Origin of the sequence: Bittarella massiliensis (ex Durand et al. 2017) (assembly GCF_001486165.1) — a bacterium.
GTDB classification, from domain to species: Bacteria; Bacillota; Clostridia; order Oscillospirales; family Ruminococcaceae; genus Bittarella; species Bittarella massiliensis.
In genome coordinates this window covers 272830-286669 of sequence record NZ_LN908976.1, presented here as the reverse complement: position 1 = coordinate 286669, position 13840 = coordinate 272830, and the positions used below count along the sequence as shown (strand labels likewise).

Genomic DNA, 13840 nt, shown 5'->3' with positions numbered 1-13840 from the left:
GAATGGGGCTATTTGAAAAAATATTTAAGCGGCCCTCGCCCAGAGGGGAATCGGACGGATTTTTCAAGACCCTTACAGCGTATTCTCCGGCATTTACTACATGGGGCGGCAGAATCTATGAAAGCGAACTTGTTCGTTCGGCAATCAATGCCAGGGCCACCCATATCAGCAAATTGTCTGTGCAGGCGCACGGCGCGGCAAAACCAAAACTCCAGGCAAGGCTCAGGACGGGGCCAAACGAATGGCAGACGTGGGGGCAATTTTTGTACCGTTTATCTACTATTCTGGATGTAAACAACACCGCCTTTATTGTCCCGGTGATAGATGATTATTTGGAAATGAGCGGGATCTTTCCAATTTTGCCAATTCAATGCGAAATCGTCCAGTACGGGGGAGAACCGTGGCTTAGGTATCAATTTCAGGCCGGCCAATATGCCAGCGTAGAAATGCGGCATTGCGGGGTTATGACAAAATTTCAGTATGCAGATGACTTTTTCGGAGAGGACAACCTGGCCTTGGCTCCAACAATGGAACTTATCAACATTCAGAACCAAGGGATCACAGAGGCAGTAAAAAGCGCGGCGACTTTCCGGTTCATGGCTAAAGTCAACAACTTTTCAAAAACGGAAGATTTGGCGAAAGAACGCCAACGGTTTACGCGGGAAAACTTACAAGGCGGAGACGGCGGAGTGCTGTTGTTCCCAAACACATATTCAGAAATTCAACAAATCAAAGGTGCTCCCTTCGTAGTAGACGCTGAACAGATGGCAATCATTCGCAAAAATGTATTCGACTATTTTGGGGTAAATGAGGAAGTCTTGCAAAACAAGGCCTATGGAGACGCCTGGAGCGCGTTTTACGAGGGGGCTATTGAGCCGTTTGCCGTCCAGTTTTCGGATGTAGTCACCAAAATGCTTTTCACAGAGCGAGAGCGCGCATCTGGCTCTTTTTTAATGGCTACCGCCAACCGACTACAATATATGAGTAATACCGAAAAGCTGAATGTGTCGGCTCAGATGGCAGACCGGGGGATCATGAACCGGGACGAGATTCGCGAAATCTGGAACTTGCCTCCGTTGCCGGACGGCCAGGGCCAGGCATACACCATCCGAGGAGAATATTATCTGCTGGGCGCAGACGGAAACGTAGGGAAGGAAGGAGATAGAGCGAGTGGAGCTAAATGACAGACAGATCCGGCGACTGGAAGATGGCAGAGAATACAGGGGAATGAAAATGGCGGCCAAAGCCTCCGATGACGCCGAGGAGATGGTTGTGGAAGGATATGCAACGACTTTTGACCAATCATATATTTTGTTCGACGGGAATGATTATAGGGTATTTGAGAAGATTGCGCCAACCGCCTTTTCGGAATGCGACATGAGTGATGTAATTATGCAGTATGACCATGGCGGCCGCGTTTTTGCTAGAAATAAAAATGGTACCCTGGCCCTGACTGTGGACACTGTTGGGTTAAAAGTATCCGCAAACCTCGGGGGAACAGACATTGGGCGACAACTATACCAGGAAATCGAAGGTGGCTACACTGACAAGATGTCGTTCGGGTTTGTGGTTGCAGAGGATAAAAGAGAAAGCGTATTTGACAGAGAAAGCGGATTGGAAATTATAACCAGGACCATAATCAAAATTTCAAAGCTGTACGACGTCAGCGCCGTGTCTACCCCGGCCAATGACATGACGTCGATCAGCGCCCGGAGATTTGCCGACGGAGTGATTGGCGAAATCAAGGCGGAGAGACTGGAACGGGCGAGTAAAATCAAAAAATTAAAACTTATGCTGGAGGTATGAACATGAACAGAAGAGAAGAGATCGAAGCCCGCCTCGCCGCTATCCGCGGTGAGATGGACAATGAGAACGCCGACATTGACGCCCTGACCGAAGAGGTGCGTACCCTGAAAAACGAGATGAAAGGAATCGACGATGCCGCAGAGAAGCGAGCCAAGTTGCGTCAGGAAGTTTCTGACGGCTCTGGCACCCCTGTTCGCGTATTTAGCGGAATGCGCGAAGAGCGCGTAGGTGGCGCGGAAAGCAAAGAATACCGCAGCGCCTTCCTGAAAGATTTGCTCGGCCTTGAAATGAACAAGGAAGAGAGGGCGGCCTTTGTCCATACCACTGCAAACACCTCCGCCCCTCTGCCTACCACCATGCTGGACAGCATCTGGGACTTGGTCTCTAAGCGCCACTCCATTATGGGGGACATCACCATCTACCGGACCGGGACTATCTTGGACGTGGTAAAGCACACCGCCGTTGCCCAGGGCGAGGCAAAAACTGTGGCTGAAAACGCTGCGAACGATGATGAGCAGAACACCTTCGTGAAGGTCACCTTGTCTGGAAAGGATTTTTCCAAGCATGTGGACATTTCTTATGCCATGGAGAGAATGAGCATCGACGCGCTGGAGCGGTACCTGATTGATGAAATCAGCGCAAGCCTTGGAGATGCTATGGCCTCTGATGTGATTTCGCAGATTGGCACTGACATGGCCGCCGGGAACAAGGTAAACAGCGCCGCAAATGGGGCCATTACCTTCAAGGAGCTGGCCGCTCTGTTTGGGAAATTGAAAAGAGTTGGGGCCGTGTCTGTGTATGCTACCCGCGCCACCATCTATAACCATCTGGTTGGGATGGTCGATACCACCGGTCGCCCTATCTTCCAGCCATCTGCTCAGGCTGGCCAAGAAGGGGTCATCTTGGGCGCTCAAATCAAGGTCGAGGATGCCGTAGCCGACAATGTCGTATTGATTGGCGACGGCCGCAGAGTGGTCTACAATATGATCCAGGACATTATGATCGAGAGCGACAAAGACATTAAAAAGCACGTGACCACCTACTCCGGATATGCTCGCGGTTCTGGCGCTTTGATCGACCCGGATTCCTTCGCCCAGCTGACGGTGACCAGCGAGGGGTAAATGGCTATAGCCTCCAGAGCGAGTTTGGCGCAGGGGAGTTGAGAAAAATGACCATCAGCCAAATCAAGTCCCTGGCGTCTAACTTAGGTTATAGCATTCGCAAAACTGCAAAGGCTGATATAATCTCCGAATTTTTGGCCGAACAGGAGGCGAAGAGATGCTAGAAAAGGTAAAGCTGGCCCTGCGAATCACAACTACCGCATTTGACGAAGAAATCTCCGATTTGATTGCGGCGGCCATAGCGGACCTCAGAATAGCCGGAATCGTCTCTCTGGAAGAAACAGACCCTCTTATCATCCGGGCAGTCACAACTTATTGCCGGGCAAACTTCGGAAGCCCGGATGAATACGACAGGCTCAAAGCGGCATATGACGAGCAAAAGGCCCAGTTACAAATTGCAACTGGTTATACCGACTGGGGGGATATATAGTGGACAGGTCGCGAGTGCTCACCCTTGTTGGGGTCTCCTACATAGAGGACAACATTGGGCAGCGTGTCCCTCAAGAGGCTCCGAGAAATGTTTTTTGCGACATCACTAGCGTGTCCGCCAGCGAATGGTTCGACGGTGGAAAGGCGGGGCTAAATCCGGCTTACCGAGCCATCGTATTTGCCTCCGATTACCAAGGAGAGCAAATTGCAGAGCTGGACGGGGTGCGATATGGGATTTACCGCACCTTTTTAGGGAGAGGGGACACAATAGAGCTCTACATGGAGAGAAAGGCGGGGATTTAATGGGCGTGAAGACAGACAGCTTGGCGTCCGCAATCGCCAAAGAGTTGGCCGAGTACAGCCAAGACGTCACTGATAGCCTAAAAGAAGAAATCAAGCAGGCCGCGAAGGAGTGCCGCCGAGAAATCCAGGAGAAGAGCCCTGTGCTGACAGGAAGCTACCGGAAGGGATGGAGAGACAAGGTTGCGTACGAAAGCACCGAATACATTCGCGTTGTGATAAGAAATCGGACTGATTATCAGCTTACCCACTTGCTGGAGGACGGTCACGCAGGGAGGGGAGGCACGGCAAAGGGCGCCGCCCCACCGCACCCCCATATAGGCCCAGCAGAAAAAAACGTAGAACAGAAATTGATACGAAAAGTAAAGGTGATCGTAAAAAAATGACGCTTGAAGAACTAAAAAACACCCTAAAAACTACAGGGATTCCAGTGGCTTACGGGTATTTCGAGGAAGAGCAAAACGCGCCATACATTTTGTATCGAGAGGCTTACACAAACAACTTTTCTGCTGACGGAATAGCGTATTGCCCAATCAGTCATGTACAAGTCGAGCTTTACACAAATCTAAAAAGCCCAGAAGCGGAGGACAAGGTGGAGGATGCCTTGTCCTCTTTCTTTTGGGAAAAATCGGAAACCTATCTTGATGGCGAACGGTGCTATCAAATACTCTACGAAATTGAGGTGTAAAAATGCCTGATAAAGTAAAATTCAATATCAAAAACGTGCACTATGCTGTCTTTACCGATGGCGCAGAGCCTGCCTGGTCCACGCCGGTGAAAATCCCTGGTGCTGTTAGTTTTTCTCTGGAGCCGCAGGGAGATGTGTCGCCCTTTTATGCGGACGGAATTGTCTATTATCAGTCCAGCGCCAACAACGGGTACACGGGCGACCTGGAGATGGCCCTTTTCCCGCCAGAGTTTCTCAAAGAGATCTATGGCGTGACCGAGGGTGCAACCTCCAAAGTGCTGACCGAGAACGCCAGAGTGGAGCCCAAGCCATTCGCGCTCCTCTTTGAGGAAGACGGAGACACCAGCGGCACAAAATTTGTGCTGTACAATTGCAACGCCACCCGGCCCAGCCGGTCGTTTGCGACTACGTCTGAATCCAAGGAGCCGCAGACCCAGTCCATTTCGGTCACCGCGTCCCCGTTGGAAAACGGGAACGTGCTGGCAATGACGCAGGACAGCACCCCGGCGGAGACTGTGAACAACTGGTATAAGTCAGTTTTCGTGGAAGGAGCTGTGGCATAAATGGACAAAGTGCTGACCATTTCGGGAAAAGAGGTGGGGTTTCGGGCAACCGCCCTTACCCCGAGGATCTACCGGCACAAAATTGGCCGGGACATCATCCAAGACCTGAACCGCCTGCGCAAGAGCTATGCCAAGGCCATCAATGGGGAAAACGCCAAAACCGAAGAGGAGCAGAGGGACGCGCAGCTGTCGGTGCTAGATTTGGAGATTTTTGAAAATGCCGCCTATGTTATGGCAAAGCAGTATGACCCGGACGCGCCGGCGTCTTTGGACGATTGGCTGGACGGGTTTGAGACTTTTTCGATTTATGAAATTTTGCCGGAAATATTACAGCTGTGGTCCCTGAACGAACGCACCACCGCAAAACCTAAAAAAAAATAATCCCAAGGGATAGAGAGCCGAACGGCTCTATTTTTATGCTTCGGTGCGCAGAGCTGGGTCTGTCAGGGGATGATCTGGACGATATGTCCGTCGGGATGATCTATGACATGATGACCGAAAAGGCAAACGATATGGAGAATTACAGCTACAAGCCAGCGCCCGGAAGCATGAAGTCCTTTTTTGGGGGGGGTGGGAAGATTGGCTGACAGAATCAAGGGAATCACTGTCGTTTTGGGGGGAGATACAACCGGCCTGAACAAAGCCCTGGCCGGAACAAATAAGGAAATCAGGAATACCCAGACCCAACTAAAAGACGTGGAAAGGCTCCTGAAACTCGATCCCAAAAACACGGAGTTGCTTGCCCAAAAGCAGAGGCTGCTTGCGGATTCTGTGGAAGAGACGAAATCCAAACTGGAAACCCTAAAAACCGCGGAGAAGCAGGTACAGCAACAGTTTGCGGAAGGGAAGGTCACACAGCAGCAATATGATGGCCTGCAAAGAGAGATTGCCGCCACTGAACAGAGCCTAAAAAGCCTTGAAAGCGCCGCAAAAGAATGCAATCAGCAGGTGTCAAAGGTTGGGCAAATAGGAGACGCGATGCAGGCGACCGGCTCAAAGATGGAAGCTGCCGGAAAAAAGATGCTGCCGGTAACCGGGGCGATTGCAGCTGTCGGAGCCACGTCCATCGCCGCCATGGACGACGTGGACGAAGGGCTTGACACCATTGTGCAAAAGACGGGGGCGACAGGAGCCGCGGCCAAAGAACTTGAAGCGGTATACCGAGAGGTGGCGGCAGAGGTCCCCGGAGATTTTGGGGACATCGGCGCAGCGGTTGGCGAAATCAACACACGTCTGGACTTCACCGGCGAAAAGCTGAAAACGGCTTCTGCGGATTTCCTGAAATTCGCCAAAGTGAACGGGATGGACGTCAACACCTCTGTGCAGCTGGTCACTAGGGCCATGGGGGACGCCGGGATCGCAGCGGACGAATACGGGTCTGTCCTCGATATGCTGACGGTTGCCGGGCAGAAAAGCGGGATCAGCATTGACAAGCTGGCCGAAAACCTGGCGAAGTATGGTGCACCCATGAGGGCACTGGGAATCGACACAGAACACGCCATTGCCCTATTTGCCGGGTGGGAAAAGGCTGGCGTAAACACCGAAATTGCTTTCTCGGGAATGAAAAAGGCGATTTCAAACTGGGGGAAAGCCGGGAAAGACAGCACTGTTGAGTTCCAGAAAACCGTAGATGCGATCAAAGCGGCACCCGACATCGCCAACGCAACCTCCATCGCAATCGACGCATTTGGGGCAAAGGCGGGGCCGGACCTCGCGGACGCAATACGCGGAGGGCGGTTTGAGGTAGATGAATATGTTGCTGCCCTGGAATCAGCTGGAGGAGCGGTTGAAAGCACATACGGAGGGATTGTGGATGAGGTGGACGACACCCAGCTTGCCATGCAGACAGCGAAGCTGGCGCTCCATGATTTCGGAGAGACCATAGCCAAGACCGCCGGGCCGATCCTGTTGACGCTGGCGCAGAAATTGCAGGCAGTTGGAGATTGGTTTTCCAATCTGGACGAACGAGGGCAGAAAATTGTGTTGACCGTTCTGGCAGTCGTCGCCGGGATTGGGCCGCTGCTGATTATTCTGGGCAAGGTGTCAACGGGCGTGAGCGCGATCATCAGCGTGGCGGGGCAGCTTTCTGGCGTATTTAGCACCATCGCAGGAACTGTAATACCGGTGGTAAAAGGCGCGTTTTCTGGCCTTTTCAACCTGATCGCCGCAAACCCCATTGTGGCGGCCATTATCGCGGTTATTGCTATTGTCGCGCTATTTGGCGATCAAATTCAAGCGATTTTGCAAAAGGTGGATGACTTTTTGCAGGGCGTGTTTATGGTTGACTGGACAACTGTATTTGGGCCAGGGCTAGGAGATGCCATAAACGCATTTTTTGCGAATATAAAAAATATTTGGGACGCGATCAAACAGATTTTCGATGGCATTATAGACTTCATCAGGGGGGTGTTTACCGGCGACTGGGAACGTGCCTGGGAGGGCGTCAAAGAAATATTCGGCGGGATATTCGACGGCCTTATTGCCATCGCGAAAGCCCCTATAAACGGGATCATCGGAATCCTAAACGGGGCGATTAGTGGGATTAACGCCTTGATTAGAGGAATCAACAAGATAAAAATCGACGTGCCGGACTGGGTGCCGCTTCTTGGGGGCAAAACGTTTGGGTTTAATATCCCATCAATTTCGAAAATTCCATATCTGGCGAAAGGAGGAATTTTGTCCAGCGGGTCAGCGGTTGTCGGAGAGGCGGGCCCAGAGCTATTGACCATGATAGGGAACAAGGCGATGGTGCAACCTCTCACAAACCAGACATCAAAAGTGGCGAACTTTGGAGAAACCACAATAAATGTCTATGGGGCTCCGGGGCAAGATGTGCGAGAGCTAGCCGGAATTGTGGCCGATGTGATTGAAAACGAAGTACAAAGGAGACAGGGGGTTTTTGCTTGAACTACTTTTATTTTGGTGGTGGTCGATCTATTGACTACGGAATCAGGATCAGCAAAGAGGCCACCCTGTCGGCACCGGAGAGAGAGGTTGAAGTTTTCAGTGTACCTGGCCGGTCTGGGGAATTGCTCATTGACAAAGGGCGGTTTGGCGCACAAACGGTCACATATGAGGCGTTTTTTCGGTGCCAAGATGGAGAACGTGCTGCCTACGCCCGGCGCATCAAATCCTGGCTGCTGGGCACCCCCGGCTACCGGGAGCTGGCCGACACCTACGACCGGCAATATTACCGGCTGGCTCGGTACAGCGGAGCGCTGGACATCGAGGCCGTGGGCCGCCGGTTCGGCAAGCTCAACCTGACTTTCTCCTGCCAGCCGTTTCGGCTGCGGCAGGATGGCCGGGCGCTGCGGGAGTTGCCGCTGGAGAGCACTGTCTACAACCCCGAAGATTGGCCAAGCAAGCCCTATTTTAAGCTGTACGGTGACGGGGATATTCGGCTGGCAGTTGGGGGGCGCGTGTGGCAGTTTTCGGGGGTCTCTGGCTACATCGAGGTAGACAGCGAGATCATGGAGACCCACAAAGGCCTACTGTCCCAAAACAGCAAAAAGACCGGCGACAGCTACCCCGAATTGGCCCCCGGCTGGAATCTGGTCAAGGCCACGGGGGCGAGCAAAATTGAGATGATACCGAGGTGGTGCGCATTATGATTCCTGTACTTTTCGCCCCCGGCGAGACCGCTTTCGAGAGCGACGGCCTGGGGCTGTTGCCGGATTGCCTGTCCTGCGAGGTGACCGAGGAGCGCAACGGCATTTTTGAGGCCTCCATCCAGTACCCCACCACCGGCAGGCACTACGCCGACATCGAAAACGGCAGCATTGTCAAGCTACTACCAAACGACACCAGTGACCCCCAGCTGTTCCGGGTCTACAAGATTTCGGCCCCCATCAATCAGGTGGTCACCCTCTCCCTGGAGCACATCAGCTACGAGCTGGGGGACACGCCAGTCATCCGCTTCCAGGCCTCCGGCAACGCGGGGACGGCCCTCACCACCCTGCTGCGGGCGGCGGTCGTCCCGCACCGTTTCACGGCCTGGTCGGACATCACCTCCAGCAACTCCACCGAGATCAAGGAGCCGTGCAGCGTCCGGGCCTGCCTGGGCGGCAAAGAGGGCTCCATCCTGGACGTGTGGGGCGGGGAGTACGAGTGGGACAATTTCGAGGTCAAGCTCCACGCCCACCGAGGACAGCAGACCGAAGTGGTGCTGGAATACGGCAAAAACATCGCCGACCTGACGCAAGAACAAAACATCGGGGAGATGGTGACCGCCTTGCTACCCTATGTCAAGCAGACGGTAGACGGGTCGGATGTCTACACCATCCTTCCGGAGCAGTACCTGGAGGCCCCCACCGCCGACAAGTTCCCCCGCCTGCGGGTGGGTGTCCGGGATTTCACCGGCGATTTTTCGGAGGGCGAGCCGGTCACGGTGGACGCCCTGCGGGCCAAAGCCCAGGCTTACATCAAGTCGGCCAACATCGGGGTCCCGTTGGTCAACATCAAGGTGGCGTTTGAGCCGCTGTGGCAGACCGAGGGCAACGAGGCCCTGCGCCCACTGCAAAAGGTTGGGCTGGGGGACACCCTGACCGTGCGCTTCCCGGCCCTGGGGGTAGACGCCACCGCCAAGGTCATCAAGACCATCTACGACCCGTTGGCGGAGAAATACACCAGCATCGAGCTGGGGGACGCCAAAAGCAACCTCGCGGATACCATTGGCGGGGTGCAGAACAGCGTCCACGAGATTGAGAAGACCGTCAGCGGCGTGGACAGCCTGATCGAGGCCGAGGTCAACCGTGCCACCGACATCCTGACCGGCACCGACGGCGGCCACGTGGTCATCAAGCGAGACGACGCTAGGAAGCCGCAGGAAATCCTCATCATGGACACCGAGGACATGGCGACCGCGCGGAAGGTGTGGAGGTGGAACATGGGGGGGTTCGGGTACTCCTCCAACGGCATCAACGGCCCCTATGACACCGCCATCACCATGGACGGCCACATCGTCGGCAAGTTCATAACCGCGTACACCATCATCGGCTCTCAAATCATCGCCGGGCGCATCCAGTCCAAGGATGGCACTATCTATTTTGACCTGGATAGCGGGGACGCGGCGGTGAAAAAGCTCATAGGCGCAGGCGGCTACCAAGTCGATGTTGGGGGGTTCAACGGGTCTGATGGATCCCAACTCTACGGGATTCGTCTCAACAATGCAGAAGGGGTCCCACTCATTAAAATGGGGGGATACTCGGTGGCAGCAGAACATGCCTTTCTCTCCGCTCCTAGGTCATTTGGGATTGATTTTGGAGGCGAGACAGAAAAATACAGTGCGCACCTATATTCGTCGTACGGATGGGCTCTTGGAGACCCCACAGAAGAACATTCTTGCGCTATCCACATGCGCATAGATGATTCTCCGGCCTCCTTTGAACTACGCAGAAATCGAATTTTGATTAGCTCGTCACCAGTCGGTGGCGGAAGGGCGTCAGGAATTGAGATTGACGAAACGGGTGTAAACATTTATGGGCCTAAAGTCACTGTCAATGGCAGAGAAATATAGGGAGGTGAATCCTTGCAAATTACAAATAAAATCACGCTGAACCTCTCCGGCGAGGAGGTTTTCGCGCCGATCGTGGCGCACCAAGGGGACCTGGACAGCCGGGTGGTGGAGTGCACCCTGCAAAAGGATGGGCTGCCTTACACCATCGAGGAGGGGACGACCGCCAGGGCAACCTACCGGGCTGCCTCGGGGGCGAGCGACATCCACGACGCGGAAATCGTGGGGAACGTGGTGGTCGTGCCGCTCATCCCCTCCTTTTTGGCGTCGCCCGGGGATGCTCACTGCGACGTGCTCTTGTCTAAGGGTGGCGCAGTGGTGGGCACTGGTCGCTTCGCGGTGCTAGTCTCGCCCATGGCGGCTGCCGGGCCAGACCTTGAAAAGTCGCCGGAGTATCAGTCTTTCGTGGCCGCCTTGGCCGACGCCGACCAATGGAAAGCAGACACGGCGGAGGCCATCTCCAAGGCCGCCGAGGCGACCGAGGGGGCCAATACCGCCGCCCAGGCCGCAAATGATGCTGCGGCAAGTGTGGACGCGGCGAAGCAGGCCGCGCTGGAAGCTGCCCAGTCTGCGACCACTGCCGCGGGGTCAGCAAATACCGCTGCGAGTGGCGCCGACACTGCCAAGACCCAAGCGGAGGAGGCGGCACAAAGCGCGCAGACTGCCGCCACTAGGGCCAATGAAGCCGCAGAAGGGATCGAGAGCACAGGCATAATCGCCCACATGCAGAGCACCTCCAACCCGCACCAGGTGACAGCGGAGCAGGCGGGGGCAATGGCGTCCAGCGCCACAATTGAGCTCGCCGACGCCGCCCAGACCTATGACCTCAACAACTACTGGACGCCCGGGCAGGTAGTGTACATCCGACAGAATGTAATCGACGGGAAAAAAGTGGCCAACTGTCCGTCCGGAACAAGCGGGGTCATGTCTGTGGAGGGTACGTCGGTGGTGGCAGTACAGACCTATATCGATGTGGCCGGAGGGGCAGTCTACACCCGCCACAAGGCGCTATCGACCGGGAATATGTCTGGGTGGGGGCAGGCATCTGGAATGGTGTCAGAGACCACCAGCAACGGCTCCTATATCAAGTGGCCGGATGGGACGATGGAGTGCTGGGGGCAGGTGAGCGGCACGTCGGACAGCAGCGGCTATCTGACTGTGACTTTCCCGGTGGCGTTCGCGACCACTCCCGCCGCATTTTTGGTTTCCGGGGTTTCGGGCGCGGGCATTGTAGAGCGCGGGACCCTAACAGCTACACAAGGCAAGGTGGGGTTTCGGTCGTATGTCAACGGCGATTTTTTGGTCAATCAAGCATCTCGCGCGGCGGCGTGGCACGCCATTGGCCGCTGGAAATAAGGAGAGAGAAAAAATATGGCATTATCAAAACAAATCACCTATGACAACGGCACCACCGCCAGCTACCACCGCATCGACGGGCTGCTGGTGCACTGCCACCCAGACAACGGGGCGACGGTGACCGCCACCCTGTACAGCTACCTCACCGAGGACACCCGGGCGGCCAACGCAGGCGCGCCGGTCTCGACTGTGGCGGTGACCGCCGAACTGACCGAGACCCAAGCCAACGGTAACCTCCGCAAGACCATGTACGCCAAAATCAAGGCGCTGCCCGAGTGGGCGGATGCCGAGGACTGTTAGGAGGATAAGGATGACCGAGTGGGGCGTTTTTGGGGTGGTGGTGGCGCTGCTCGGCTTTTTGGCGGCTATCGTTGCCCCTATCCTAAAGCTCAATACCAACATTACTCGCTTGACAGTGACGATGGAACACCTCGTCGAGCAGATGGGAGGCCAGAGCAAAAAGATGGAGGAAATCCGGGAGAAAAATCACAAAAGCCACGAACGGCTGTGGGAGAAGAACGAGGAGCAGGACAAGATGCTGGAAAACCATGAGGGGCGTTTGAAAGTCCTCGAAAAAATGAAGTAAGCGCCCATCCAAGGCGCTTTTGTTTTGCCCTCCTGTTGGAGGGAGAAAGGAACATGAAATGGAACAGATTATCAACTACATCAAGCCCGAGCTCATCCCGGTGGCGGTGGTGTGCTACATCATCGGAGCGGCCCTCAAGCGCACCGAACTGCTCAAGGACAAGTATATCCCGGCCGTGCTGGGGGCGTTTTCGGTGCTCACCTGCGCCGTCTATGTCTGCGCGACCTCTGACCTGTCTACCGCTCAAAATGTACTCATGGCGGTGTTTGTGGCCGTGGTGCAGGGCATACTCCTCGCGGGTGGGAGCGTGTACGTCAACCAGATCATCAAGCAGGCCAAAAAGGGGGGGAAATAGCATGGCAACACTGATCGGCATGTTGGCCTACAAGGGCAGCGGCCCCCGCCCAGGGAACACCCTGACCCCCAAGTACATCACCATTCACAACACCGCCAACCGGGGACGCGGAGCTGACGCTGTGGCCCACGCCAACCTGCTGCGCGGCGGCTGGCGAAACAAGGCCATTGGCTGGCACTATGTAGTAGACGAGGGGCAGGTTGTCCAATGCATCCCAGAGGATGAGAGCACCTGGCATGCCGGAGACGGGGCCAACGGCACCGGCAACCGGCAGAGCCTGGCAATCGAGATCTGCGAAAACGATGACGGAGACCTGCGGCAGGCCACCGAAAACGCCGCCCGACTCACCGCCGAGCTCATGCAGAGACACGGTATCCCCCTGGAGCGGGTTGTCCAGCATAACCACTGGTCGGGCAAGGATTGCCCCAACCGCATTCGCCGCGGGGAGCCCTACGACTGGCAGATCTTCCTGGCCCACGTCCAATCCTACCTAGACGGCGGGCAGGAGGCTCCCGCACCCTCTCCCACCGAGGGCACCCTGTCCGTGGCCCCCGGCACCTGGAACGTACGCACCGGCCCCGGCATGGAGTATCCCTCCGCCAAGGTCATCACCGGCAGCCGGGTGCTCACCTATACCGAGATGAGCGACGGTTGGTATCATATTGACGGCGGCTGGCTTGGCCCCAAGGCCGTGGCTGATGCCTCCGCTGCCCCGGTGCCCGAGCGCAAGACCCTCACCATCAAGAGCGGCACCTGGAACCTGCGGGCGGGCCCTGGTATGGAATACGGCGTTGTCAAGGTGACCGTAGGCGGACGCGCCGTCAACTATACCGAGGTGGTGGACGGCTGGTATCACACTGCCGAGGGATGGCTCGGCCCCAAGGGGGTTGTTGGCACAACCACCCAGGCCAAGACCGTGCGGGTCAACTCCGGAAACTGGCGGGTGCGTCAGGGTCCCGGCACCGAGTACGGCACCGTGCGGGTAATGACCGGCGGCTGCACCGTGGAGTACACCGAGATCGCCGACGGGTGGTATCACATTGCCGATGGCTGGATTGGCCCGGCTTGTGTGAGATAGCCCATACATAGAGAGCGCCCCGACTTGCTTTTTGGCAGGCCGGGGC

At 55.7% G+C, this 13840-nt stretch carries 16 protein-coding genes; all 16 read left to right on the top strand.

Annotated elements, in window-relative coordinates:
- The first annotated feature begins 2 nt into the window (after positions 1-2).
- The 16 genes from BN3266_RS04800 (at position 3) to BN3266_RS04720 (ending at position 13794) form a co-directional block, all read left to right on the top strand.
- Positions 3-1184 (top strand): phage portal protein, encoded by a 1182-nt coding sequence (locus BN3266_RS04800; RefSeq protein ID WP_059004200.1) that lies wholly within the window; start codon positions 3-5, stop codon positions 1182-1184.
- Positions 1171-1806, top strand: a complete 636-nt coding sequence (locus BN3266_RS04795) for an HK97 family phage prohead protease (RefSeq protein WP_059004197.1) — start codon at positions 1171-1173, stop codon at positions 1804-1806. The genes BN3266_RS04800 and BN3266_RS04795 overlap by 14 nt, the downstream gene beginning before the upstream one ends.
- A gap of 2 nt (positions 1807-1808) precedes the next feature.
- A complete protein-coding gene (locus tag BN3266_RS04790) occupies positions 1809-2927 on the top strand; it encodes a phage major capsid protein (protein ID WP_059004195.1) in 1119 nt (372 codons plus the stop codon).
- 157 nt (positions 2928-3084) lie between these two features.
- Complete coding sequence (locus BN3266_RS04785) at positions 3085-3357, top strand: head-tail connector protein (RefSeq protein WP_059004193.1); 273 nt, start codon at positions 3085-3087, stop codon at positions 3355-3357.
- Between the two features lie 301 nt (positions 3358-3658).
- Positions 3659-4042 carry an HK97 gp10 family phage protein gene (locus BN3266_RS04775; protein WP_059004188.1) on the top strand — a complete coding sequence of 128 codons (384 nt, stop codon included), beginning with the start codon at positions 3659-3661 and terminating at the stop codon, positions 4040-4042.
- Positions 4039-4344, top strand: a complete 306-nt coding sequence (locus BN3266_RS04770; protein ID WP_059004185.1) for a hypothetical protein — start codon at positions 4039-4041, stop codon at positions 4342-4344. The genes BN3266_RS04775 and BN3266_RS04770 overlap by 4 nt, the downstream gene beginning before the upstream one ends.
- A 2-nt stretch (positions 4345-4346) precedes the next feature.
- Complete coding sequence (locus tag BN3266_RS04765; RefSeq protein WP_059004183.1) at positions 4347-4907, top strand: major tail protein; 561 nt, start codon at positions 4347-4349, stop codon at positions 4905-4907.
- A complete protein-coding gene (locus BN3266_RS04760) occupies positions 4908-5288 on the top strand; it encodes a hypothetical protein (RefSeq protein WP_059004181.1) in 381 nt (126 codons plus the stop codon).
- 198 nt (positions 5289-5486) lie between these two features.
- Positions 5487-7814: a phage tail tape measure protein gene (locus BN3266_RS04755; protein ID WP_059004179.1), complete on the top strand. Its 2328-nt coding sequence runs from the start codon at positions 5487-5489 to the stop codon at positions 7812-7814.
- Positions 7811-8518, top strand: coding sequence for a hypothetical protein (locus BN3266_RS04750; RefSeq protein ID WP_059004176.1), 708 nt, complete (start codon positions 7811-7813; stop codon positions 8516-8518). The genes BN3266_RS04755 and BN3266_RS04750 overlap by 4 nt, the downstream gene beginning before the upstream one ends.
- Positions 8515-10422, top strand: a complete 1908-nt coding sequence (locus tag BN3266_RS04745) for a phage tail spike protein (protein ID WP_059004175.1) — start codon at positions 8515-8517, stop codon at positions 10420-10422. The genes BN3266_RS04750 and BN3266_RS04745 overlap by 4 nt, the downstream gene beginning before the upstream one ends.
- 12 nt (positions 10423-10434) lie before the next feature.
- On the top strand, positions 10435-11775 hold the full coding sequence (locus tag BN3266_RS04740) for a pyocin knob domain-containing protein (RefSeq protein WP_059004173.1): 1341 nt from the start codon (positions 10435-10437) through the stop codon (positions 11773-11775).
- A 15-nt stretch (positions 11776-11790) separates the two neighbouring features.
- Complete coding sequence (locus tag BN3266_RS04735; protein ID WP_059004170.1) at positions 11791-12075, top strand: hypothetical protein; 285 nt, start codon at positions 11791-11793, stop codon at positions 12073-12075.
- A 10-nt stretch (positions 12076-12085) separates the two neighbouring features.
- Complete coding sequence (locus BN3266_RS04730; RefSeq protein WP_059004168.1) at positions 12086-12361, top strand: hypothetical protein; 276 nt, start codon at positions 12086-12088, stop codon at positions 12359-12361.
- Positions 12362-12419: 58 nt separating this feature from the next.
- Entirely contained in the window at positions 12420-12716 is a 297-nt protein-coding gene (locus tag BN3266_RS04725; protein WP_059004166.1) for a phage holin family protein, read from the top strand.
- Position 12717: 1 nt separating this feature from the next.
- Entirely contained in the window at positions 12718-13794 is a 1077-nt protein-coding gene (locus tag BN3266_RS04720) for an N-acetylmuramoyl-L-alanine amidase (RefSeq protein ID WP_059004165.1), read from the top strand.
- Positions 13795-13840 lie beyond the last annotated feature (46 nt).

Bases quoted from the DNA above. Each gene is read 5' to 3' on its own strand.
- BN3266_RS04770 (WP_059004185.1), top strand. From the start codon at position 4,039: ATGACGCTTGAAGAACTAAAAAACACCCTAAAAACTACAGGGATTCCA.
- BN3266_RS04785 (WP_059004193.1), top strand. From the start codon at position 3,085: ATGCTAGAAAAGGTAAAGCTGGCCCTGCGAATCACAACTACCGCATTT.
- BN3266_RS04775 (WP_059004188.1), top strand. From the start codon at position 3,659: ATGGGCGTGAAGACAGACAGCTTGGCGTCCGCAATCGCCAAAGAGTTG.
- BN3266_RS04720 (WP_059004165.1), top strand. From the start codon at position 12,718: ATGGCAACACTGATCGGCATGTTGGCCTACAAGGGCAGCGGCCCCCGC.
- BN3266_RS04760 (WP_059004181.1), top strand. From the start codon at position 4,908: ATGGACAAAGTGCTGACCATTTCGGGAAAAGAGGTGGGGTTTCGGGCA.
- BN3266_RS04765 (WP_059004183.1), top strand. From the start codon at position 4,347: ATGCCTGATAAAGTAAAATTCAATATCAAAAACGTGCACTATGCTGTC.
- BN3266_RS04735 (WP_059004170.1), top strand. From the start codon at position 11,791: ATGGCATTATCAAAACAAATCACCTATGACAACGGCACCACCGCCAGC.
- BN3266_RS04730 (WP_059004168.1), top strand. From the start codon at position 12,086: ATGACCGAGTGGGGCGTTTTTGGGGTGGTGGTGGCGCTGCTCGGCTTT.
- BN3266_RS04790 (WP_059004195.1), top strand. From the start codon at position 1,809: ATGAACAGAAGAGAAGAGATCGAAGCCCGCCTCGCCGCTATCCGCGGT.
- BN3266_RS04800 (WP_059004200.1), top strand. From the start codon at position 3: ATGGGGCTATTTGAAAAAATATTTAAGCGGCCCTCGCCCAGAGGGGAA.
- BN3266_RS04725 (WP_059004166.1), top strand. From the start codon at position 12,420: ATGGAACAGATTATCAACTACATCAAGCCCGAGCTCATCCCGGTGGCG.
- BN3266_RS04745 (WP_059004175.1), top strand. From the start codon at position 8,515: ATGATTCCTGTACTTTTCGCCCCCGGCGAGACCGCTTTCGAGAGCGAC.